Raw genomic sequence first — 22,670 nt, forward strand, 5'->3', positions numbered from 1 at the left:
ATACGCCATCACATGCGCCCCGCCAGGGGCGCATCTTTTCTCCCGGCACTAAAAGCGCTTGTTTCTCCCCGGTTTTGATCCGATGCTCGCTGGATAACAAACAGAGGAGAAAGAACATGCCCCGCCCTATTATCATCGATTGCGATCCCGGCCTCGACGACGCCATCGCGCTGGCGATGGCGCTGCGTTCGCCGGAGCTGGACGTCAAAGCCATTACCACCTCCGCCGGCAACCAGACGCCGGAGAAAACCCTGCATAACGCGCTGGGCCTGTTGACCCTGATGCAGCGCGAGGACATACCGGTCGCCGCCGGCGCCGGCGGCCCGCTGATGCGCGAACTGGTGATCGCCGACTATGTCCACGGCAAAACCGGCATGGGCAACACCCACCTGCCGACGCCGACAATCAAACCCGATCCCCGCGGCGCCGTCGAGCTGATCGCCGACCTGCTGCGCGCCAGCCCGCAGCCGATAACCCTGGTGGTGACCGGCCCAATGACCAACATCGCCCTGCTGCTGGCCCAGCATGTCGAGCTGAAAAGCCGCATCGAGCGCATCGTATTTATGGGCGGCGGCATGAACGCCGGTAATACCACGCCGGTCGCGGAGTTCAACATCTTCGTCGATCCCGAAGCCGCCGAAATGGTGCTGAAATCCGGCGTGCCGCTGACCATGGCCGGGCTGAACGTCACCCATCAGGCGCTGGTGTTGCCGCAGGATATCGAGCGCATTCGCCAGATAGACAATCCGGTCGCGCAGGCGGTCGCGGAGATGCTCGATTTTTACCTGCCGCTGTACCTCAGCCATCCGCGCGGCCTGCCCGGCGCGGCGATGCACGATCCCTGCACCATCGCCTGGCTGCTGGCGCCGCAGCTGTTTACCGGCGTAGAACGCTGGGTCGGGGTGGAAACCAAAGGGGAATACACCGTCGGCATGACGGTGGTGGACTATTTCCAGCAAACCGGCAACGCGGCCAACGTGGAAGTGCTGACCGGCATCAACCGCGAAGGCTTTATCGACCTGCTGGCCGAGCGCGTAGCGCGTTATTGATCCCATCGGGGCGCGCTCGCGCCCCTCATTCAATTTTTTTGATTTAACTCAGCGAATTTTTGCGCTATCACTGTTCCTGGCTTGCCTCTACCATGCGTTTACACCGACTGACATCGTCACCGATTAGACTTCGCCTGGAGATAAGCCAATGAGCCGCGTACTGGTCCTGAAATCAAGCATTCTGGGTGAATATTCCCAGTCTGGAAAATTAGTCGATTTTTTTGTTGAACAATGGCGTGAAACTCACCCTGAAGACACGTTCACCGTGCGCGATTTGGCCAACCCGACGCTGCCTGAGCTGAATGGTGAAGTGATGGCCGGTTTTACCGCCGGCGACAAGCCGCTGACGCCGCACCAGCAAAGCACCCTGGCGCTGTCCGATGAGTTGATTGCAGAGTTGAAGTCACACGACACGCTGATCATCAGCGCCCCGATGTACAACTTCAACATCCCGACGCAGCTGAAGATCTACTTCGATATGATCGCCCGCGCCGGCCAGACGTTCCGCTATACCTCCGCAGGCGCCGAAGGGCTGGTGACGGGCAAGAAAGCGATCGTCATCTCCAGCCGCGGCGGCATCCACGCCGACACGCCGACGGATCTGATCACGCCGTACGTGAAGCTGTTCCTGGGCTTTATCGGCATCACCGACGTTGAGTTCGTGCTGGCGGAAGGCTTCGCCTACGGCCCGGAAGCGGCAGAGAAAGCCGCCCAGGACAGCCGCATCGCGGTCGCGCAGAAAATCCCGGCCGGCGTTGCCGTAGCGGCCAGCGCCCCGGCGCAGGCGCAAGCCGCCCCGGCAGCCGTCAGCGGCGGTTTCCTCAGCAACCTGCTGAAGAAACTGTTCCGTTAAATACCGGCCTTAGTTCCCCGCCGCAGCGGGGAACGTCATCACGGTTCAAACGGCCGGCGCTGGAACTGGTCGTGACCGCATTTCGGGCAGAGCGGCAGCACCTCCGGCGTATAGAACGCCAGGTGGTAGTGGCACTGCTCGCACACCAGATTGCCCAGCCCCACCACTTCACCGCTGTGATAAACGCCGTGGTGGCTGACATCCTTGAACACCTCGCGCCACTCCAGCTGGGTTTTGTCGGTGATATCCGCCAGTTCCTGCCACAGGCTCTCTTTGATCACCCGCATAAACACGCTGTCGGTAAATTCGTCCCGGCTTTCCTGATAACTGCGAGCGAACTCTTCCAGATCGCGCCGCACCGCCTGCGTCACCTGCCGCACCTCGTCGCGGGTCAGATCTTCGGCCTCGTTCAACCGCCGCTCCGCGCTGGCCACCAGTTCGTCGATATCGCGTTCACCGTTTTTCAGGCGTTCGGTCAGCGATGCCACCAATTCGCGGTAATACTGAGCAACCTTGTTCATAGACTCTCCTCGATAAACGCTGCGCCGGACTTGGCTGTAGGGATACCCCTAAGCTACTTGTTCTTATTTTAGCCGTAAATGCCTGATGTCACTTGGCAAGACGCGGGATCCGCAGGTTGTGAGCCGCGTCATGGCGGCGTTTTTTTTAAATGCGCCGAGTCAGGCGCTTGGAGTTGTTGCCGGGAGGTCTTATCAGCTATGCTATGCGGATCTACGAATACTAAATGTTCATTGCGTTGCCTCTGACCGGGGCAACGGTTTACACCTACAGGACCACCGGCCGCCATGCAAGAGCAATACCGTCCAGAAGACATAGAATCGAACGTACAGCTTCACTGGCAAGAGAAGCAGACTTTCAAAGTTACCGAAGACGACAGCAAGGAAAAGTACTACTGCCTATCCATGCTGCCTTACCCGTCCGGCCGACTGCACATGGGCCACGTTCGTAACTACACTATCGGCGACGTGATCTCGCGCTATCAGCGCATGCTGGGCAAAAACGTACTGCAGCCGATCGGCTGGGATGCGTTCGGCCTGCCGGCGGAAGGCGCAGCGGTGAAAAACAACACCGCACCGGCCCCGTGGACCTACGACAACATTGAATATATGAAGAACCAGCTGAAACTGCTGGGCTTCGGCTACGACTGGGATCGCGAAATCGCCACCTGCCAGCCGGAATACTACCGCTGGGAACAGTGGTTCTTCACCAAGCTGTATGAAAAAGGCCTGGTCTACAAGAAGACCTCAGCGGTGAACTGGTGCCCGCACGATCTGACCGTGCTGGCCAACGAACAGGTTATCGACGGCTGCTGCTGGCGCTGCGACACCAAGGTCGAGCGTAAAGAAATCCCGCAGTGGTTCATCAAAATCACCGCTTACGCCGATCAGTTGCTGAACGATCTGGACACGCTTGAAAGCTGGCCGGAGCAGGTGAAAACCATGCAGCGCAACTGGATTGGCCGCTCCGAAGGCGTGGAAATCACCTTCGACGTGGCGGACAGCGAAGAGACGCTGACGGTTTACACCACCCGTCCCGACACCTTCATGGGCGCCACCTACGTGGCGGTCGCCGCGGGTCACCCGCTGGCGCAACAGGGCGCGCGCAACAACCCGGCGCTGACCGACTTCATTGACGAATGCCGCAACACCAAAGTTGCCGAAGCCGAAATGGCGACGATGGAGAAGAAAGGCATGCCGACCGGCCTGTTCGTGGTCCATCCGCTGAGCGGCGAGAAGCTGCCGGTGTGGGTCGCCAACTTCGTGCTGATGGAATACGGCACCGGCGCCGTGATGGCGGTACCGGCGCACGACCAGCGCGACTGGGAATTCGCCACCAAATACGATTTGCCGATCAAGCCGGTGATCCTGAACCTCGACGGCAGCCGGCCTGACGTGAGCGCCGAAGCGATGACCGACAAAGGCGCGCTGTTCAACTCCGGCGAGTTCGATAGCCTGGACAATGAAGCGGGCTTCAACGCCATCGCCGACAAACTGGTCGCCAAGGGCGTAGGCCAGCGCAAGGTCAACTACCGTCTGCGCGACTGGGGTGTCTCCCGTCAGCGTTACTGGGGCGCGCCAATCCCGATGGTGACGCTGGAAGACGGCACCGTGATGCCGACGCCGGAAGACCAACTGCCGGTGATCCTGCCGGAAGACGTGGTCATGGACGGCATCACCAGCCCGATCAAGGCCGATCCCGAGTGGGCGAAGACCACCGTCGACGGCCAACCGGCGCTGCGTGAAACCGACACCTTTGACACCTTTATGGAGTCTTCCTGGTACTACGCCCGCTACACTTGCCCGCAGTATGACCAGGGCATGCTGGATCCGGCCGCCGCCAACTACTGGCTGCCGGTCGATCAATATATCGGCGGCATCGAACACGCCATCATGCACCTGATGTACTTCCGCTTCTTCCACAAGCTGATGCGCGATGCAGGCTTGGTGGATTCCGACGAGCCGGCCAAGCGCCTGCTGTGTCAGGGCATGGTGCTGGCCGACGCCTTCTACTACACCGGCAACAGCGGCGAGCGCGTCTGGGTGTCCCCTGTTGACGCCACCGTCGAGCGCGACGACAAGGGTCGCATCATCAAAGCCACCGATCCGCAAGGCCGCGAACTGGTCTATGCTGGCATGAGCAAAATGTCGAAGTCGAAAAACAACGGCATCGACCCACAGGAGATGGTGGAAAAATACGGCGCGGATACCGTGCGTCTGTTCATGATGTTCGCTTCACCGGCAGAAATGACGCTGGAGTGGCAGGAGTCCGGCGTGGAAGGAGCTAACCGCTTCCTGAAACGCGTGTGGAAACTGGCCTACGATCATGTGGAAAAAGGCGCGGTACAGCCGCTCGACGTAGCGGCGCTGAACGAAGATCAGAAAGCGCTGCGCCGCGATCTGCACAAAACCATCGCCAAGGTAACCGACGATATCGGCCGCCGTCAGACCTTCAACACCGCGATCGCCGCCGTGATGGAGCTGATGAACAAGCTGGCCCGCGCGCCGCAGGAGAGCGAGCAGGATCGCGCGCTGCTGCAGGAAGCGCTGCTGGCCGTGGTTCGTATGCTGTATCCGTTCACCCCGCACGTGTGCTTCACCCTGTGGCAGGCGCTGGGCGGCGAAGGCGACGTGGACACCGCGCCATGGCCGGTTGCCGACGAGCAGGCGATGGTCGAAGACTCCAAGCTGGTGGTGGTGCAGGTGAACGGCAAGGTTCGCGCTAAAATCACCGTATCTGCCGATGCGACCGAAGAGCAGGTGCGCGCGCGCGCTGCTGAAGAGCATCTGGTGGCTAAATATCTGGACGGCGTCACGATTCGCAAAGTGATCTACGTTCCGGGCAAACTGCTTAACCTGGTTGTGGGTTAACACAAGGAGGAGTTGTGCGACAACGTATTCTGACGCTGTTGCTGGGGTTGGCGGTGCTGGTCACCGCCGGCTGCGGTTTTCACCTGCGTGGCACCACGCAGGTGCCGAATGAAATGAAAACGCTGATCCTGGACAGTTCGGATCCTTACGGCCCGTTGACGCGCGCGGTGCGTGAGCAGCTGCGTCTGAACGACGTGACTATCGTCAGCGATCCGAAGCGTAAAGACGTGCCTTCCCTGCGCATCGTCGGCGCGACGGAAAGCCAGGATACCGCTTCGATCTTCCAGGACGGTAAAACCGCCGAGTACCAGATGGTGCTGACCGTGCAGGCACAGGTGCTGATCCCGGGCCATGACCTGTATCCGCTGTCGGTGAAAGTGTTCCGTTCCTTCTTCGACAACCCGCTGACCGCGCTGGCCAAGGACTCCGAACAGGAGATCATTCGCCAGGAAATGCGTGAGCAGGCGGCGCAACAACTGGTGCGCAAACTGCTGACCGTGCATGCGGCGGAAGAAGAGAACCGGCAGAAAGCCGCTGCCGCCGGCGAACGAGCGGCAAGCCAAACCGCACAATGATCCGCATTTACCCGGAACAACTTGCCGCGCAGCTCCGAGAGGGGCTGCGCGCTTGTTATTTATTGAGCGGCAATGAACCGCTGCTGCTGCAGGAAAGCCAGGATTTGCTCCGGCAGGCCGCGCAACAGCAGCAGTTCAGTGAGCACTACAGCATTTCCCTCGACGCCCATACCGACTGGGACGCCATCTTCGGCATCTGCCAGGCGATGAGCCTGTTCGCCAGCCGCCAGACGCTGCTGCTGATCTTCCCGGAAAACGGCCCGACGGCGCCGATCGGCGAACAGCTGACCAAACTCGCCACGCTGCTGCACGAGGATATTCTGCTGATCCTGCGCGGCCCGCGCCTCACCAAAGCGCAGGAAAACAGCGCCTGGTTCAAGGCGCTCAGCCCAAACGGTGCCCTCGTCAGTTGCCAGACGCCGGAACAGGCGCAGCTGCCGCGCTGGGTCGCCACGCGCGCCAAGGCGATGAAGCTGGAGCTGGACGATGCCGCCAATCAGCTGTTGTGCTACTGCTACGAAGGCAACCTGCTGGCGCTGTCGCAGGCGCTGGAGCGGCTGTCGCTGCTGCACCCGGACGGCAAGCTCACGCTGCCGCGCGTCGAACAGGCGGTGAACGACGCCGCCCACTTCACGCCGTTCCACTGGCTGGATGCCCTGCTGGCCGGCAAGAGCAAGCGCGCCTGGCATATCTTGCAACAGCTGCAGCAAGAGGACGTGGAGCCGGTGATCCTGCTGCGCACTTTGCAGCGCGAACTGCTGCTGTTGCTGACGCTGCAGCGCCGCATGGCTTCCGCGCCGCTGCGCACGCTGTTCGATCAGCACAAGGTCTGGCAGAACCGCCGCCCGCTGGTGACCCAGGCGCTGCAACGCCTGTCCGGCCCCCAGTTGCAGCAGGCGGTACAGCTGCTGACGCAAATCGAGCTGACCCTCAAGCAGGACTATGGCCAGTCGGTCTGGCCGGAACTGGAAACCCTGTCGATGCTGCTGTGCGGCAAACCCCTGGCCACGAGTTTTAGCGATGCCCACTAATCCGGAACACCCCACCGTTTTGCACGCGCTGTTCGGCGGCACCTTTGACCCGATCCACTACGGCCACCTGCGGCCGGTGGAAGCGTTGGCCACCGAAGTGGGCCTGAATCGCGTCACGCTGCTGCCTAACCACGTGCCGCCGCACCGCCCGCAGCCGGAGGCCAATGCGCAGCAGCGCCTGAAGATGGTGGAGCTGGCGATCGCCGGCAACCCGCTGTTTGCGGTCGACGATCGCGAACTGCACCGCACCACTCCCTCCTACACCATCGAGACGTTGGAAACGATTCGTAAAGAGCGTGGCGCCGCCCAGCCGCTGGCGTTTATTATTGGCCAGGACTCGCTGCTGACGCTGCATAAGTGGCACCGCTGGCAGGCGCTGTTGGACGTCTGCCACCTGCTGGTGCTGGCGCGCCCGGGCTACAACGATCGCATGGACACGCCGGAGCTGCAGCAGTGGCTGGAACGCCATCGCACCGCCGACCCGGCGCTGCTCAGCCGTCGCCCACACGGCCAAATCTATTTGGCCGATACGCCGGAGCTGGAAATTTCTGCCACCGAGATCCGCCAGCGCCGCCATCAGGGCCTCAACTGCGACGACCTGCTGCCACGCCCGGTGCAGCGCTACATCGAGTTGCAGGGTTTATATCGCTAGCGAAAGGTGCGTGATATACTGCGCCGCTATTTTTCAGGTATCCGCTGAAAACCCCGGAAACCTTAGCTGGCCGGGCAGTCACCAGTTAGCTGGCTTTCAGCGGCAGCCTGCCGAAACCATTATCCGGTTACGCCACGGTGCGCGCATTTTGCCCGCCGCAGCCGACTGAACAGAACACACCCGAGGGGGAACCTTTGCAAGGTAAAGCGCTCCAAGATTTCGTCATCGATAAAATCGATGACCTTAAAGGCCAAGACATTATCGCTCTGGACGTCCAGGGCAAATCCAGCATCACCGATTGCATGATCATCTGCACCGGCACCTCGACTCGCCACGTGATGTCGATCGCCAACCATGTGGTACAGGAATCCCGTGCCGTTGGCATGGAGCTGTTTGGCATGAAAGGCCAGGAAGCCTCCGACTGGATCGTGGTCGATCTGGGCGAAGTGATCGTGCACGTGATGCAGGAAGAGAGCCGTCGCCTGTACGAGCTGGAAAAACTCTGGAGCTAAGCGGTGAAACTGCAATTGGTGGCGGTCGGCACCAAAATGCCAGACTGGGTGCAAACCGGCTTTATGGATTACCTGCACCGCTTTCCCAAAGATATGCCGTTTGAGCTGACCGAGATCCCGGCGGGCAAACGCGGCAAAAACGCCGACATCAAGCGCATTCTGGACAAGGAAGGCGAACAGATGCTGGCGGCGGTGGGCAAAGGCAACCGCATCGTTACGCTGGATATTCCCGGCACGCCGTGGGAAACGCCGCAGCTGGCGCAACAGCTTGAGCGCTGGAAGCAGGATGGCCGCAACGTCAGCTTGCTGATCGGCGGCCCGGAAGGGCTGGCGCCCGCCTGCAAAGCCGCTGCCGAGCAGAGCTGGTCACTTTCTCCGTTGACATTGCCGCATCCTTTGGTGCGCGTCCTGGTGGCCGAAAGCCTCTACCGCGCCTGGAGTATTACTACAAATCATCCTTACCACCGGGAATAGCCGGTGGTGACCGTGACAGAGTGAAATAAAGCAGCGGGATGAAAATAGAACGTAACCCTTTTCGCGACTATACGGCTGAATCCGCCCTGTTTGTACGCCGCGCCCTGGTGGCGTTCTTGGTCATCCTGGTGCTGTCCGGCATTCTGATCGCCAACCTGTATAATCTGCAAGTGGTCCGCGTCGAGGATTACCGCACCCGCTCCAACGAAAACCGCATCAAGCTGGTGCCTATCGCGCCCAGCCGCGGCATTATCTACGATCGCAACGGCACCCCGCTGGCGCTCAACCGCACCATTTATCAGCTGGAGCTGATGCCGGAGAAGGTTGACGATCTCAAAGCCACGCTGCAGGCGCTGCGCACGGTGGTCGACCTGACCGACGACGACATCACCAATTTCGAAAAAGAGCGCAAGCGTTCGCGCCGTTTCGTCTCTATTCCGGTGAAAACCGCGCTGACCGAAGTGCAGGTCGCCCGCTTTGCGGTCAATCAGTTCCGCTTCCCCGGCGTGGAAGTGAAAGGCTACCAACGCCGCTACTACCCTTACGGCTCCGCCCTCACCCACGTCACCGGCTACGTGTCGAAAATCAACGACCGCGACGTCGAACGCCTGGACAAAGACGGCAAGCTGGCCAACTACGCCGCCACCCACGATATCGGCAAGCTGGGCATCGAACGCTATTACGAAGACACGCTGCACGGCAAAACCGGCTATGAAGAGGTCGAGGTCAACAACCGCGGCCGGGTGATCCGCCAATTGCACGAGCAGCCGCCCTCCGCCGGTCAGGACGTTTACCTGACGCTCGATCTCAACCTGCAGCGCTACATCGAGCAGCTGCTGGTGGGCAGCCGCGCCGCGGTGGTGGTGAGCGATCCGCGCACCGGCGCCATCCTGGCGATGGTGTCCAACCCGAGCTACGATCCGAACCTGTTCGTGGACGGCATTTCCAGCAAGGACTATCAGGGGCTGCTGAACGATCCGAATCGCCCGCTGATCAACCGCGCCACGCAAGGGGTTTACCCACCCGCGTCGACGGTGAAGCCTTATATCGCGGTGTCGGCGCTCAGCGCCGGGGTGATCACCAAGAATACCGTGGTGTTCGATCCCGGCTGGTGGCAGTTGCCCGGCTCGGAAAAACGCTTCCGCGACTGGAAAAAATGGGGCCACGGCCGGCTGAACGTCACCAAGGCGCTGGAAGAGTCCGCAGATACCTATTTCTATCAGGTCGCTTATGACATGGGGATCGATCGGCTGTCGACCTGGCTGACCAAATTCGGTTACGGCCAGTACACCGGCATCGATCTGTCCGAAGAGCGCTCCGGCCTGATGCCGACGCGCGAATGGAAGCTGAAGCGCTATAAAAAGCCGTGGTATCAGGGTGACACCATTCCGGTGGGCATCGGCCAGGGTTACTGGACCGCCACGCCGATCCAGATGGCCAAAGCGCTGAACACCCTGATCAACGACGGCACCGTCAAAACGCCGCACCTGCTGCAGAGCACCCGCGTCAACGGCGCGCTGGTGCCGTTCAAACAAGAAGAGAGCACGCAGATCGGCGATATTCATTCCGGCTTCTGGGAAATCGCCAAAGACGGTATGTACGGGGTGGCCAACCGTCCGAACGGGACGGCGCGCAAGTACTTTGCGGACGCCCCATACAAAGCCGCGGCGAAATCGGGTACCGCACAGGTATTCGGCTACGAAACCTACAACGCCCACAAACTGGCGGAGCACCTGCGCGATCACAAACTGATGACCGCCTTCGCGCCGTTCAACAACCCGACGGTGTCGGTCGCCATCATTCTGGAAAACGGCGGCTCCGGTCCGGCGGTGGGCACCATCACTCGCCAGATCCTCGACCATATCATGCTGGGCGACAACAATACGCAATTGCCAAGCGAGGCCCCGCTGCCGCCTGGCGTAGAAGGTGACTAAGGTAGAACATGACTGAAAGCCAACAAAAAGGCTCGATCTGGACCAAAATCCACATCGACCCGACGTTCCTGCTGCTGATCCTGGCCCTGCTGGTCTACAGCGCCTTCGTGATGTGGAGCGCCAGCGGCCAGGACATCGGCATGATGGAGCGCAAGATCGGGCAGATCGTCATGGGGCTGATCGTGATGGCCGTCATGGCGCAAATCCCGCCGCGCGTGTACGAAAGCTGGGCGCCCTATCTGTATATCTTCTGCGTGATATTACTGATCCTGGTGGACGCCTTCGGGCAGATCAGTAAAGGCGCGCAGCGCTGGCTGGATCTCGGCGTGGTGCGCTTCCAGCCGTCGGAGATCGCCAAGATCGCCGTGCCGCTGATGGTGGCGCGCTTTATGAACCGCGATGTCTGCCCGCCTTCGCTGAAAAACACCGCTATCGCGCTGGTGCTGATCTTCCTGCCGACGCTGCTGGTGGCCGCGCAGCCGGATCTGGGCACCTCGATCCTGATCGCCGCCTCCGGCCTGTTCGTGCTGTTCCTGTCAGGCATGAGCTGGAAACTGATCGCCGTCGCCGCCGTTGCGCTGGCGGCCTTTATCCCGGTGCTGTGGTTCTTCCTGATGCATGGCTATCAACGCGACCGCGTGATGATGCTGCTCGATCCGGAAAGCGACCCGCTCGGCGCCGGCTACCATATCATTCAATCCAAGATCGCCATCGGCTCCGGCGGCCTGTCCGGCAAGGGCTGGCTGCACGGCACCCAGTCGCAGCTGGAGTTCCTGCCGGAGCGCCATACCGACTTTATCTTCGCCGTGTTGGCCGAAGAGCTGGGGCTGATCGGGGTGTTGGTGCTGCTGGCGCTCTACCTGCTGGTGATCATTCGCGGGCTGATGATCGCCGCCAAGGCGCAAACCACCTTCGGCCGCGTCATGGTCGGCGGCTTGATGCTGATTTTGTTCGTTTATGTCTTTGTTAACATCGGTATGGTCAGTGGCATTTTGCCGGTAGTTGGCGTACCTTTGCCTCTGGTCAGTTACGGGGGTTCGGCGCTGATAGTGTTGATGGCCGGTTTCGGCATCATCATGTCGATCCACACGCATCGGAAAATGCTGTCTAAAAGTTTATAAGAGGTGAGTAATGCGTAAGGAATGGCTTTGGATCGGCGTCGCGGCGGTGTTGCTCTCCGCCTGTACCGCCCCGACCACGGAACAGCAGGCGCCACAGCAGCCGTACAACGGTCCGGTGGTGGAAATCGGTGGCGTCGAGCCTCAATATGAACCCTATAACCCTAACAACATGCAGGATTATAAGGTTAATGGCGATACTTACCGCATCGTAAAAGATCCGCAGAACTTCTCGCAGACCGGCCTGGCGGCCTGGTATGGCGAAGAGGCCAATGGCAACACCACGGCGCTGGGCGAGCAGTTCGATCCGAACGGCCTGACCGCGGCGCACCCAACCTTGCCAATCCCGAGCTATGTACGTGTCACCAACCTGGCCAACGGCCGTCAGCTGGTGGTGCGCGTCAACGATCGCGGGCCTTACACCAAGGGTCGCATCATCGATCTGTCGAAAGCCGCCGCCGACCGCCTCAACCTGTCCAACAACACCAAGGTCAAAGTCGATTTCATCAACGTGGCGCCGGACGGCACGCTGAGCGGCCCGGGCACCATCGGCACCATCGTGGCGAAACAGAGCTATGCCCTGCCGTCGCGCCCGGATCTCGGCGCCAGCGGCATGGGCACCCCGATTCAACAGGACGTGCCGGTCGCCAGCGGCGCGGCGGTGCGCCCGATCGATAACAGCACCCTGCGCACCGACGACAACAACGCGCCAGCCGCCGGCGGTAACGCAACCGGCGGCCGCAGCGGTTTCCTCGGCGCGCCAAGCGCAGTACCGGCCGGCGTGCTGGAAGGGTCAGAACCTGAAGCCGCCGCCGTGGCCGCGCCGGTCGCGGCCGGCGCCGCGGCTGCCGGCATGGCTGCCGCGTCTTCCTCCGGCGGTTACGTGGTGCAGGTCGGTGCGCTGAGCAGCGCCGAGCGCGCCCAGAGCTGGCAGCAAAGCCTGAGCCAACAGTTTGGCGTACCGGGTAAAGTGGCGGCCAACGGCAACGTTTATCGCGTCCAGCTCGGCCCGTTCAGCAGCCGTCAGCAGGCGGCTCAGCTGCAGCAACGCCTGGCCAGCGAAGCGCAACAACAGTCTTTCGTTACTGCTGCACCCTAAGCGTTAAGCCCGGCAGGCATTCGCGGCTGATAAGCGGTTATTTAGCTGAAACATTTTCTTGCAGCTAAAAGTTCTCTAACCGCAATTAGTCAGATGAATGGGTAATGCCTGCCGGGATCGCATCTGCTATAGTGTGGCTCGTTTTTTAACTTTACTTTCACGGATGTTGTAGTCCCGATCATGAAACAAGTAACTTCTTTTCGCTTAATCAAAAGCATCGCACTCGGCACCGTTATCGCAATGAGCGCAGCCTCCGTTGCACATGCCGATGACGTTAACATCAAAACCATGATCCCAGGTGTCCCGCAGATCGATGCGGAAGCGTACATCCTGATTGATTACAACTCCGGCAAAGTGCTGGCCGAGATGAACGCCGACGCGCGTCGCGATCCGGCCAGCCTGACCAAAATGATGACCAGCTACGTCATCGGCCAGGCGCTGAAAGCGGGTAAAATCGGCCAGGACGATCTGGTGACCGTCGGTCAGGACGCCTGGGCGACCGGCAACCCGGTGTTCAAAGGCTCCTCGCTGATGTTCCTGAAGCCGGGCGATCGCGTGCCGGTCTCCAAGCTGACCCGCGGCATCAACCTGCAGTCCGGTAATGACGCCTGCGTGGCGATGGCCGACTACGTCGCCGGCAGCCAGGACGCGTTCGTTAACCTGATGAACACCTACGTCAGCAAGCTGGGCCTGCAGAACACCCACTTCCAGACGGTACACGGCCTGGATGCCCAGGGCCAGTACAGCTCGGCGCGCGACATGGCGCTGATCGGCCAGGCGCTGATCCGCGACGTGCCGGAAGAGTACGCGATTTACAAAGAAAAAGAGTTCACCTTCAACAATATCCGCCAGATGAACCGCAACGGTCTGCTGTGGGATAACAGCCTGAACGTCGACGGCATCAAAACCGGCCACACCGACGCGGCGGGTTACAACCTGGTGGCTTCGGCGACCGAAGGCCAGATGCGCTTGATCTCCGCCGTGATGGGCGGCCGCACCTACAAAGGCCGCGAAGCCGAGAGCAAGAAACTGCTGACCTGGGGCTTCCGCTTCTTCGAAACCGTGGCACCGCTGAAAGTCGGTAAAGAGTTCGCCTCCGAGCCGGTCTGGTTCGGCGATGCCGACCGCGTTGAGCTGGGCGTAGACAAAGACGTCTACCTGACCATCCCGCGCGGCCGCATGAAAGATCTGAAGGCCAGCTATGTGCTGAACACCCCTGAAATTCACGCGCCGCTGGCGAAAAACCAGGTGGTCGGCAGCATCAACTTCCAACTGGACGGCAAAACCATCGACCAGCGTCCGCTGGTGGTGATGAACGAAGTGAAAGAAGGCGGTTTCTTCAGCCGCATCGTGGACTACATCAAACTGATGTTCCACCACTGGTTCGGTTAACGGTTGAATCGGGCGAAATTGCCCCCATATACTGAATAACATTAACTCCCGCCCCGGCGGGAGTTATAATTTATAGATTAGCTAGCACTCTGGAGCGCACGCACATGCAAAAAACTAAACTGAACGAACTGCTCGAATTCCCTTGCTCGTTTACCTACAAGGTGATGGGCCTGGCGCAGCCTGAGCTGGTTGACCAGGTAGTTGAAGTGGTGCAGCGCCATGCACCGGGCGATTACAACCCGCAGGTTAAGCCGAGCAGCAAAGGCAACTACCACTCCGTTTCCATCACCATCAACGCTACTCACATCGAGCAGGTCGAAACCCTGTACGAAGAGTTGGGCAACATTGAAATTGTTCGCATGGTGCTGTAATTCCAGCATAAACCCCAGCTTATCAACCCGGGATGGCGCAGCGTCTTCCCGGGTTGCGCATTTTTGGTCAGCGAAAGGCTGGTCGCAGGCCGGAGCGCCCGGTATAATGGCTTTACCACTTCTGTAACCTGACGATGACTCTTTTGCAACCAGACAAGATCATTTTGCGTCAGCTGGGGTTGCAGCCCTACGCGCCTGTATCCCAAGCCATGCATAACTTCACCGACAGTCGTACCGAAACTACGCCGGACGAGCTGTGGCTGGTGCAGCATCACCCGGTCTTCACCCAGGGCCAGGCCGGCAAAGCCGAGCACGTGCTGATGCCCGGCGATATCCCGGTGGTCCAGAGCGATCGCGGCGGCCAGGTGACCTACCACGGGCCGGGCCAGCAGGTGATGTACGTGATGGTCGATCTGAAACGCAGCAAAGTCGGCGTGCGCCAATTGGTTACGGCGATAGAAGATACGGTTATCAACACCCTCGCCCACTTCCGCCTCGAATCGCGCGCCCGTCCGGATGCGCCTGGCGTCTATGTGGGGGAGCAGAAAATCTGTTCGTTGGGTTTGCGGATCCGCAAAGGCAGCTCATTCCACGGCCTGGCCCTGAATGTGGCGATGGATCTCAGCCCCTTCCAACGCATCAACCCTTGCGGTTACGCCGGCATGCAAATGACGCAGGTCAGCGCGCTGGCGCCCGGCGTTGGCATTGAAGACATACACCCAATCCTGGTACAGGAATTTGTTCATTTACTCGGCTACCAGACGGTCGAGCTTCGTAACTGGAACCTGCACGATTATGAGTAAACCAATTCAGATGGAACGCGGCGTCAAATACCGCGATGCTGACAAAATGGCGCTGATCCCGGTCAAAACGGTGGTCACCGAACGGCAGGAGCTGTTGCGTAAACCCGAGTGGATGAAGATTAAACTGCCTGCCGACTCAACGCGCATTCAGGGCATCAAAGCCGCCATGCGTAAAAACGGCCTGCACTCCGTTTGTGAGGAAGCTTCGTGCCCTAACCTGTCCGAGTGCTTCAACCACGGCACCGCCACCTTCATGATCCTCGGTGCTATCTGCACCCGTCGCTGCCCGTTCTGCGACGTGGCCCACGGCCGCCCGATCGCGCCGGACGCCAACGAGCCGGAAAAGCTGGCGCAAACCATCGCCGACATGGCGCTGCGCTACGTGGTAATCACCTCGGTTGACCGCGACGATCTGCGCGACGGCGGTGCTCAGCACTTTGCCGACTGCATCTCGGCCATCCGCGCCAAGAGCCCGAACATCAAAATTGAAACGCTGGTGCCGGACTTCCGCGGCCGTATGGATCGCGCGCTGGAGATCATCACCGCCACGCCGCCGGACGTGTTCAACCACAACCTGGAAAACGTGCCGCGCGTTTACCGCCAGGTGCGCCCGGGCGCCAACTACGAGTGGTCGCTGAAGCTGCTGGAGCGCTTTAAAGAAGCGCACCCGGATATCCCGACCAAATCCGGCCTGATGGTCGGCCTGGGTGAAACCAACGCGGAAATCGTCGAAGTGATGCGCGACCTGCGCCGCCACGGCGTGACCATGCTGACGCTGGGCCAGTACCTGCAGCCGAGCCGCCACCACCTGCCGGTGCAGCGCTACGTCAGCCCGGCCGAGTTCGACGAGATGAAAGAAGAAGCGATGGCGATGGGCTTCACCCACGCCGCCTGCGGCCCGTTTGTGCGTTCGTCTTATCACGCCGATCTGCAGGCCAAAGGGATGGAAGTGAAATAACGCGTAATAGTTTGTTACGCTAAAGACGGCGGAAACGCCAAAAAACGGATGTCCGCCAGGCATCCGTTTTTTATTGCGCGCCTCAGACGGGACTAAACGTCTTTCTTCTCGACGCTCTGCTGAGCGGACTGGCTCTCGGCGGTGTTGTTGCCGGCGGCCGGCGGCGTGGTGCTGTCGTCGCCCACGGCTTTTTTAAAGCCTTTCAGCGCCGCGCCAAGATCGGCGCCGAGCGTGCGCAGTTTGCTGGTGCCGAACAGTAAAATCACCAATACCGCAATCACCAGAAGTTTGGTAATACTGATACCTTCCATACTCACCTTCTTATCATAGAGCGCTGCGTGAACAGCGAGAAAAACTGACCTTGCCTGCGAATATTTAGCGACTTTCCCCCCGCTCGCACAACCGCAACATGTAACAGAGTGAGATCCGTCGCAGGAATGCCACGCGGCCCCGCGGCATGAATCCCAGACTATTCTTAGTTTATCACCCGCATGATACGCTGCCGTGATACTTATCAGGGAGAGGCCGGATGTATATTGCTCCACCCATTTTCGATGCCCGAAAATCCGGCCTCAGCTTCGCCAAACGCACCTATCTGCCCCGCGTCGCCGGCCTGGGGCTCGGCTTTATTTGCGTTTGCGCCGCCCTCTATCCCTTGGCTCCGCCCACAGCGGTCTGGCTATTGCTGGCCTTTCACGGTTTTCTCTGGCCGCATCTCGCCTACCGCCTGGCCTGCCGCGCCAAAGATCCGTTCAAAGCCGAGATCCGCAATCTGCTGATTGACTCCGCCTTCGGCGGCTTCTGGGCCGCGATGATGGCGTTCAACGCGCTGCCGGCGATTGTCATCTTGTCGATGATGAGCATGAACAACATCGCTTCGGCCGGTAAGGCACTGTTTGTCAAAGGCTTGGCGATTCAATTGGCCGCGGCGGCGCTGACCGGCGCGCTGCTCGGCTTCCCGTTCCACCCGCACAGCACGCCGCTGCAGATCTATCTGTGCCTGCCGATGATCTACCTTTACCCGACGCTGCTCGGCCTGGTGACCTACCGCACCGCCAAACGGCTGGCGGAAAAAAAACAGGAGCTGCAACGCATCAGCACCCGCGATGGGCTGACCGGCTTGTACAACCGCCGCCATTGGGAGCATCTGCTGCATCGTCAGTTCGACAGCTGCCGCCGCTACCAGGACAACGCCACGTTGATCCTGATGGATATCGATCGTTTCAAAACCATCAACGATACTTTCGGCCATGCGCTGGGGGATGAGGCCCTGGCGGCGTTGGCGGAAGAGCTGCTGATTGGCTTGCGCAACGTGGATATCGTCGGGCGCTACGGCGGCGACGAATTTGGCGCGGTGCTGCCGAACACCAGCGCTGAACAGGCGGAAATCGTCCTGCGGCGCATCCAGCAGCGGCTGGACGCCGTTATCTTCAAAGAGGCGCCACAGCTGCGGCTGCAGATCAGCGCCGGCATCGCCAACTACCACCCCGCGCTGGGCGGTTATCTGGACTGGCTGAAAGCGGCCGACGGCGCGCTTTACCGGGCGAAGCAAAATGGCCGCAACCGGCTGGAAACGGCGGCGCCGACGGGCGACTAACTTACTGGTTTAATAACTTGGCAAAATACTTCGGCGCTTCGACAAAACCTTCACGCCGGTAAAACGCATGCGCCCGCTCGCGGCGGCTGTGGCAATGGACCTCCAGCCGATCGCAGCCGCGACGGTGCGCCAGCAGCTGGTGCATTCGCTGCGTCAGAAACGCCTCGGTGCCGGGATAATCCAACGTCGTCATTAATTCGGCGATAGCATGCCTGTCGCTCAGGCGCGCCGTTCTGATTTCCATGGGATGACCTCGCAGATTGTCGATACTACAAAATAGGCGGCGTTAGGTGTAACATCCACCGGGTACGGCAAAAAAGGCCGTGCGGCACGCTGGAGATGACATTCCTCCCTAACCGCCTTCACAGGCTGATGATGTCTACGTAACCTCTCGGAGAGAGGCGCGTAGCGTTACGCCAGTCCCTTTCCGAGCCCCGTGAATTTCTCTGATTGAAAGGTAGTTGCCCCATGTTGAGCTCTTTACTGGCCGTATTTATCGGCGGCGGCGTCGGCAGCGTTTTGCGCTGGGCGGTAAGCATGAAAATGAATCCGCTGAACGCCCACATTCCGCTCGGTACGCTGATGGTCAATCTGATCGGCGGTTTTATCATCGGCCTGGCTATGGCGATTTTCACCCGCATGACGCATCTGGATCCCACCTGGAAATTACTGATCACCACCGGATTCTGCGGCGGCCTGACCACTTTCTCCACCTTTTCGCTGGAGGTGGTGTACCTGATGCAGGATGGCCGCTTCGGCTGGGCGCTGGCCAACATGCTGCTCAACCTGGCCGGCTCGCTGGCGATGACGCTGCTGGCTTTCATGCTGGTGATGTGGGTCAACGGGCGCTAAGCCCTTAATGTTTCCTTAATCTTGCATGCGCATAATCTCATCCAGTACTTCTGACTGGATGAGAAACCGCTATGTTTAGCCTGCCGAAAACCGCCGCCGAAGCGATTGCCGTTGCGCTGTGCGTGCTGATCGTCGCCGCCTTTATCAAATCCTACCTGTTCGCTTAAGCGCCTTTTCCCCACCGCACGCGTTGATCTTGCGTCTTTTCGGCCGATCACACTACAATTGAGAATGAACGTTCACACCCAAAAATGTGAACCCGGCTCACGCGTAGCAAAGGATCGGGCAGATGCTCTCCCCCAACGACAGTAAACAGGCCAAGGTACAGGCTCGCCGCGATCAGATCGTCGAAGCGGCGAAAACCAGCTTCCGCCGCCACGGCTTCCACGCCGCCAGCATGGCGGAGATCGCCCAGGGCTCGCAGCTCAGCGTCGGGCAAATCTATCGCTATTTCGCCAATAAAGACGCGATTATCGAGGAAATCGTCAACCGCATCATCGCCAGCAAGATGCAGCGGCTGGAAAACCTTGGCGATCACATCAACCTGATCGCCGGCACGCTGGCGGCGCGCACGCTGTTTCAGCAGCCGGGCGAGAGCGAAACCGATCACATGCTGATGCTGGAAGTAACCGCCGAGGCCACGCGCAACCCGGTGGTGGCCAAAATGCTCAGCGATGCGGAAGCGCGGCTGTTTCGCCACGTGTGCCACAACCTACAGCGGCTGTATCCCCATTTCAGCGCGGAAGAGATCGCCGCGCGGGTGGAGTTTATCGCCGTCATGAGCGAAGGCACCGGTTACCGCATCCTTACCACGCAAAAAGCCGATGCGTCCCTGCTGCGCGATCTGTATCAGCAGGCCATTTCTCACCTGTTCAGGAAACGCTAATCTCCCATGACCAAACACTTAGCCAGACAACGTCTGGTGTACGCCGTCGTGCTTGGCCTGTTGGCCGCGCTGGGGCCGCTGTGCACCGATCTCTATCTTCCCGCCCTGCCGGAAATGGCGGGCGAACTGAATACCTCTACCGCCGCCGCGCAACTCAGCCTGACCGCCGGGCTGCTCGGCCTGGGCGTCGGCCAGCTGATTTTCGGCCCTTACAGCGACAAATTGGGCCGCATGCGTCCGCTGTTGCTGTCGCTGATCCTGCTGCTGGGCGCTTCGCTGTGGTGCGCCCTCGCGCCCACCATCGACCAATTGCTGATCGCCCGCCTGCTGCAGGGCATCGCCGGCGCCGGTGGCGCGGTGATTTCCCGCGCCATTGCCCGCGATCTGTATGCCGGCCATGAGCTGACCCGCTTCTTCGCCCTGCTGATGCTGGTCAACGGCCTGGCACCGATCGTCGCGCCGGTGCTGGGGGGCGTTATGCTGCAGGTGATGAACTGGCGCGGCATCTTCGGCGTGCTGGCGGCCATCGCCGTGCTGCTGTTCAGCCTGTCGGCGCTGAAACTGCGCGAGTCTCTGCCGGCCGAGCGCCGCAGCCAGGGCGGTATCCTGGCGATGCTGATGTCGCTGGGCAGTCTGTTGACCCAACGCTATTTCATGGGCCTGTGCCTGACGCAGGGCTTCGTGATGGCCGGCATGTTCGCCTATATCGGCGCTTCGCCTTTCGTCTTGCAGCAGATCTACGGCCTCAGCCCGCAGATGTTCAGCCTGTGCTTCGCCATTAACGGCGTCGGGCTGATCATTGCGGCGCAGCTGGCCAGCCGCCTCAGTTCACGTTGGGGGGAGCGTCGGGTGTTGAGGGGCGGGCTAACGCTGGCGGCCGTCGCATCGCTGTTGCTGCTGTTGGCCGCCGCGCTGCATGCGCCGCTGGTGTTGTTGCTGGTGCCGCTGTTCTTTTCGGTGGCGGTGATCGGCATCGTCGGCCCGACCGCCTCTTCGCTGGCCATGCAAAGCCAGGGTGACAAAGCGGGCAGCGCGTCGGCCTTGATCGGCGTGTGCATGTTCGCGCTCGGTGCCTGCGCCGTGCCACTCACCGGGCTGGGCGGCACGTCCAGCCTGTCGATGGCGCTGACCATCGTCGGCTGCTACGCCATCGCCATCCTGCTGTTCAGCCTGTTAGGCCGCCGCAGCGAGGCATAACGCGTCCAATAAAAAACCCGCTCAATGAGCGGGTTTTAAGAAATTCAGCTACGCAGCTTAGATAGCAGTAACGTTAGCGGCAGATGGGCCTTTGGCACCGTTCGTGATTTCAAATTCTACACGCTGGCCTTCAGCAAGCGTTTTGAAACCGTTGCTAACGATGGCAGAGAAGTGAACGAAAACGTCCTTGCTACCATCTTCCGGAGTAATGAAACCGAAGCCTTTGGATTCATTAAACCACTTAACGCTACCTTTAATCTTAGACATCAAACTTACCTTTAACGTGAATGAAAGACACAAAACCTGTGTCTATTACAGTACAGCAAGCAGGCAGGATTTTGTCCACCACCGCGATCACAGAAATCCGATAAAGAGTGAAAAAATCCGTGTTGTCCGGTGTAAATTGATTGCACCGGTTGCGATAAGTTACCGTGCCAGGTCAATCCTCTCCACCCGCCGGCGAACAACGAGCGAACGCCCAAACCCGCCCGCTTCCCCCAGCGTTGACGCTCCCGTGCAGACGCAATCGCTATGAAATATAACCAGATGGTCTTTTTGCTTCGGCGGCCGCTGCACTAGGGTTAGGGTTTATTTCCCACTGTGAGCCAAGCCTATGACCAGCCAGTTGGCAGACAAAATCATCGCCTATCGGCGTGAGCTGCACCAAAACCCGGAGCTTTCCAATCACGAATTCGCCACCACCGCCCGGCTGACGCGCTGGCTGCAAGAGGCGGGCATTCGCCTGCTGCCGCTGGCGCTGAAAACCGGCATCGTGGCGGAGATCGGCAGCGGCAAGGGGCCGATCATCGCGCTGCGCGGTGACATTGACGCCCTCCCGATCGACGAAATCGCCGACGTGCCCTTCAGCTCGCAAAACCGCGGCGTGATGCACGCCTGCGGCCACGACTTTCACACCTCGGTGATGCTCGGCGCCGCACACCTGCTGAAAGCGCGTGAGGCCGACCTGCCCGGCACGGTACGCATCTTCTTCCAGCCGGCGGAAGAGACCTTCAACGGCGCCCGGCACCTGATCGACGCCGGCGCGCTGGATAACGTTGCGGCGGTATTTGGCCTGCATAATGCGCCGGAGCTGCCCACCGGCACCTTCGCCACCCGCGCCGGGCCGTTCTACGCCAACGTCGATCGCTTCCAGATCCTCATCACCGGCAAGGGCGCCCACGCCGCCAAACCGGAACAGGGCGTCGACACCATCGTCACCGCCAGCCAGATCGTCGGCGCGCTGCAGACGCTGCCCAGCCGCAGCTTCAGCTCGCTGGAATCGCTGGTGGTGAGCGTAACGCGCATCGAAGGCGGCAATACCTGGAACGTACTGCCGCAAACCGTGGAGCTGGAAGGCACGGTGCGCACCCACAGCGACGCGGTGCGCCGCCAGGTGCCGGACAAGATTCGCCAGGTGATCGACGGCGTAGCCGCCGCGCTGGGTGCACAGGCCGAACTCCGCTGGCAGCCGGGGCCGCCGGCGGTGATCAATGACCCGCATTGGGCAACGTTCAGCAAAACCGTCGCCGCCGAGGCCGGCTACCGGGTCGAAGAGGCGGAGCTGCAGATGGGCGGTGAGGATTTCGCACTGTATCTGCATCATGTACCGGGGGTATTTGTCAGCATCGGCTCCGCCAGCGAGTTCGGCCTGCACCATCCGCGTTTCAATCCCGATGAACGGGCCCTGTTCCCGGCGGCGCAATATTTCACGCTGCTGGCGGAACGCACCCTGCAACAATTAACCACCGCGCCAGAAAAAGCCCTCAGCAACGCCTGAATAACGGAACATATTATTTCCCCGACGCCGCACATGCCGCGTCGGGCCCTATTATTTTTACCCGCCGTGATATTTGCAATTTTCAACATTTGAATATGCTGTTTTGTTGTTTTACATCCCGTCGCCGCTCATCAATAGTGAACCCATCAGA

24 protein-coding genes and 1 riboswitch are annotated in these 22,670 nt (G+C 60.3%); of the genes, 20 read left to right on the plus strand and 4 right to left on the minus strand.

What is annotated here, in order from left to right:
• The first annotated feature begins 116 nt into the window (after positions 1 to 116).
• Together rihA and ACUTSC_RS09530 are read left to right on the plus strand one after the other, a co-directional pair.
• On the plus strand, positions 117 to 1,049 hold the full coding sequence (gene rihA / locus ACUTSC_RS09525) for a pyrimidine-specific ribonucleoside hydrolase RihA (RefSeq protein ID WP_197766758.1): 933 nt from the start codon (positions 117 to 119) through the stop codon (positions 1,047 to 1,049).
• Between the two features lie 148 nt (positions 1,050 to 1,197).
• On the plus strand, positions 1,198 to 1,902 hold the full coding sequence (locus ACUTSC_RS09530) for an NAD(P)H-dependent oxidoreductase (protein ID WP_197766759.1): 705 nt from the start codon (positions 1,198 to 1,200) through the stop codon (positions 1,900 to 1,902).
• A 38-nt stretch (positions 1,903 to 1,940) separates the two neighbouring features.
• Here the strand turns inward: ACUTSC_RS09530 and ACUTSC_RS09535 are convergent, their stop codons facing one another.
• A complete protein-coding gene (locus ACUTSC_RS09535; protein ID WP_025301844.1) occupies positions 1,941 to 2,423 on the minus strand; it encodes a zinc ribbon-containing protein in 483 nt (160 codons plus the stop codon).
• Between the two features lie 285 nt (positions 2,424 to 2,708).
• Between ACUTSC_RS09535 and leuS the strand changes: the two genes are divergently transcribed.
• The 13 genes from leuS (at position 2,709) to lipA (ending at position 16,210) form a co-directional block, all read left to right on the plus strand.
• Complete coding sequence (gene leuS, locus ACUTSC_RS09540) at positions 2,709 to 5,291, plus strand: leucine--tRNA ligase (protein WP_445653289.1); 2,583 nt, start codon at positions 2,709 to 2,711, stop codon at positions 5,289 to 5,291.
• A 14-nt stretch (positions 5,292 to 5,305) separates the two neighbouring features.
• Positions 5,306 to 5,866 carry an LPS assembly lipoprotein LptE gene (gene lptE / locus ACUTSC_RS09545; protein ID WP_197766762.1) on the plus strand — a complete coding sequence of 187 codons (561 nt, stop codon included), beginning with the start codon at positions 5,306 to 5,308 and terminating at the stop codon, positions 5,864 to 5,866.
• Positions 5,863 to 6,897 (plus strand): DNA polymerase III subunit delta, encoded by a 1,035-nt coding sequence (holA, locus tag ACUTSC_RS09550; protein ID WP_063991088.1) that lies wholly within the window; start codon positions 5,863 to 5,865, stop codon positions 6,895 to 6,897. Before lptE ends, holA begins: the two co-directional genes overlap by 4 nt.
• Positions 6,887 to 7,549, plus strand: a complete 663-nt coding sequence (gene nadD / locus ACUTSC_RS09555) for a nicotinate-nucleotide adenylyltransferase (protein WP_197766764.1) — start codon at positions 6,887 to 6,889, stop codon at positions 7,547 to 7,549. The genes holA and nadD overlap by 11 nt, the downstream gene beginning before the upstream one ends.
• 194 nt (positions 7,550 to 7,743) lie before the next feature.
• Entirely contained in the window at positions 7,744 to 8,061 is a 318-nt protein-coding gene (rsfS, locus tag ACUTSC_RS09560; RefSeq protein WP_025301839.1) for a ribosome silencing factor, read from the plus strand.
• Between the two features lie 3 nt (positions 8,062 to 8,064).
• Positions 8,065 to 8,535 (plus strand): 23S rRNA (pseudouridine(1915)-N(3))-methyltransferase RlmH, encoded by a 471-nt coding sequence (gene rlmH, locus ACUTSC_RS09565; protein ID WP_004940002.1) that lies wholly within the window; start codon positions 8,065 to 8,067, stop codon positions 8,533 to 8,535.
• A gap of 38 nt (positions 8,536 to 8,573) precedes the next feature.
• The gene (gene mrdA, locus ACUTSC_RS09570) at positions 8,574 to 10,469 is read left to right on the plus strand and encodes a peptidoglycan DD-transpeptidase MrdA (protein WP_107227271.1); all 1,896 of its coding nucleotides are present in this window, start codon (positions 8,574 to 8,576) and stop codon (positions 10,467 to 10,469) included.
• Positions 10,470 to 10,477: 8 nt separating this feature from the next.
• Complete coding sequence (gene mrdB, locus ACUTSC_RS09575) at positions 10,478 to 11,590, plus strand: peptidoglycan glycosyltransferase MrdB (protein ID WP_004940006.1); 1,113 nt, start codon at positions 10,478 to 10,480, stop codon at positions 11,588 to 11,590.
• A gap of 10 nt (positions 11,591 to 11,600) precedes the next feature.
• Positions 11,601 to 12,686, plus strand: a complete 1,086-nt coding sequence (rlpA, locus tag ACUTSC_RS09580) for an endolytic peptidoglycan transglycosylase RlpA (RefSeq protein WP_197766765.1) — start codon at positions 11,601 to 11,603, stop codon at positions 12,684 to 12,686.
• A gap of 180 nt (positions 12,687 to 12,866) precedes the next feature.
• Positions 12,867 to 14,078, plus strand: coding sequence for a D-alanyl-D-alanine carboxypeptidase DacA (gene dacA, locus ACUTSC_RS09585; RefSeq protein WP_004940010.1), 1,212 nt, complete (start codon positions 12,867 to 12,869; stop codon positions 14,076 to 14,078).
• A 104-nt stretch (positions 14,079 to 14,182) separates the two neighbouring features.
• The gene (gene ybeD, locus ACUTSC_RS09590) at positions 14,183 to 14,449 is read left to right on the plus strand and encodes a DUF493 family protein YbeD (RefSeq protein WP_004940012.1); all 267 of its coding nucleotides are present in this window, start codon (positions 14,183 to 14,185) and stop codon (positions 14,447 to 14,449) included.
• Positions 14,450 to 14,583: 134 nt separating this feature from the next.
• On the plus strand, positions 14,584 to 15,252 hold the full coding sequence (lipB, locus tag ACUTSC_RS09595; RefSeq protein WP_049273643.1) for a lipoyl(octanoyl) transferase LipB: 669 nt from the start codon (positions 14,584 to 14,586) through the stop codon (positions 15,250 to 15,252).
• The gene (gene lipA, locus ACUTSC_RS09600; RefSeq protein WP_063991083.1) at positions 15,245 to 16,210 is read left to right on the plus strand and encodes a lipoyl synthase; all 966 of its coding nucleotides are present in this window, start codon (positions 15,245 to 15,247) and stop codon (positions 16,208 to 16,210) included. Before lipB ends, lipA begins: the two co-directional genes overlap by 8 nt.
• A gap of 92 nt (positions 16,211 to 16,302) precedes the next feature.
• On the opposite strand, the gene tatA is transcribed toward lipA, so the two are convergent.
• Complete coding sequence (tatA, locus tag ACUTSC_RS09605) at positions 16,303 to 16,521, minus strand: Sec-independent protein translocase subunit TatA (protein WP_142109401.1); 219 nt, start codon at positions 16,519 to 16,521, stop codon at positions 16,303 to 16,305.
• 218 nt (positions 16,522 to 16,739) lie between these two features.
• Between tatA and ACUTSC_RS09610 the strand changes: the two genes are divergently transcribed.
• Positions 16,740 to 17,807 (plus strand): diguanylate cyclase, encoded by a 1,068-nt coding sequence (locus ACUTSC_RS09610; RefSeq protein ID WP_197766766.1) that lies wholly within the window; start codon positions 16,740 to 16,742, stop codon positions 17,805 to 17,807.
• Position 17,808: 1 nt separating this feature from the next.
• Here ACUTSC_RS09610 and ACUTSC_RS09615 read toward each other — a convergent pair whose 3' ends face one another.
• Positions 17,809 to 18,051, minus strand: a complete 243-nt coding sequence (locus tag ACUTSC_RS09615) for a hypothetical protein (protein WP_197766767.1) — start codon at positions 18,049 to 18,051, stop codon at positions 17,809 to 17,811.
• A gap of 82 nt (positions 18,052 to 18,133) precedes the next feature.
• Positions 18,134 to 18,196, plus strand: a riboswitch (Fluoride riboswitch).
• 79 nt (positions 18,197 to 18,275) lie between these two features.
• Between ACUTSC_RS09615 and crcB the strand changes: the two genes are divergently transcribed.
• The 3 genes from crcB (at position 18,276) to ACUTSC_RS09630 (ending at position 20,742) form a co-directional block, all read left to right on the plus strand.
• The gene (gene crcB, locus ACUTSC_RS09620) at positions 18,276 to 18,659 is read left to right on the plus strand and encodes a fluoride efflux transporter CrcB (protein ID WP_004940022.1); all 384 of its coding nucleotides are present in this window, start codon (positions 18,276 to 18,278) and stop codon (positions 18,657 to 18,659) included.
• A 289-nt stretch (positions 18,660 to 18,948) separates the two neighbouring features.
• On the plus strand, positions 18,949 to 19,545 hold the full coding sequence (locus ACUTSC_RS09625) for a TetR/AcrR family transcriptional regulator (protein ID WP_038877424.1): 597 nt from the start codon (positions 18,949 to 18,951) through the stop codon (positions 19,543 to 19,545).
• A gap of 6 nt (positions 19,546 to 19,551) precedes the next feature.
• Positions 19,552 to 20,742: a Bcr/CflA family efflux MFS transporter gene (locus tag ACUTSC_RS09630; protein ID WP_197766768.1), complete on the plus strand. Its 1,191-nt coding sequence runs from the start codon at positions 19,552 to 19,554 to the stop codon at positions 20,740 to 20,742.
• A gap of 57 nt (positions 20,743 to 20,799) precedes the next feature.
• On the opposite strand, the gene cspE is transcribed toward ACUTSC_RS09630, so the two are convergent.
• Positions 20,800 to 21,009 (minus strand): transcription antiterminator/RNA stability regulator CspE, encoded by a 210-nt coding sequence (gene cspE, locus ACUTSC_RS09635; RefSeq protein ID WP_004940030.1) that lies wholly within the window; start codon positions 21,007 to 21,009, stop codon positions 20,800 to 20,802.
• 346 nt (positions 21,010 to 21,355) lie between these two features.
• On the opposite strand from cspE, the gene ACUTSC_RS09640 reads away from it, so the two are divergent.
• A complete protein-coding gene (locus tag ACUTSC_RS09640; protein ID WP_445653290.1) occupies positions 21,356 to 22,519 on the plus strand; it encodes a M20 peptidase aminoacylase family protein in 1,164 nt (387 codons plus the stop codon).
• Positions 22,520 to 22,670: the final 151 nt, after the last annotated feature.

The organism is Serratia sp. TSA_105.2, assembly GCF_052692115.1.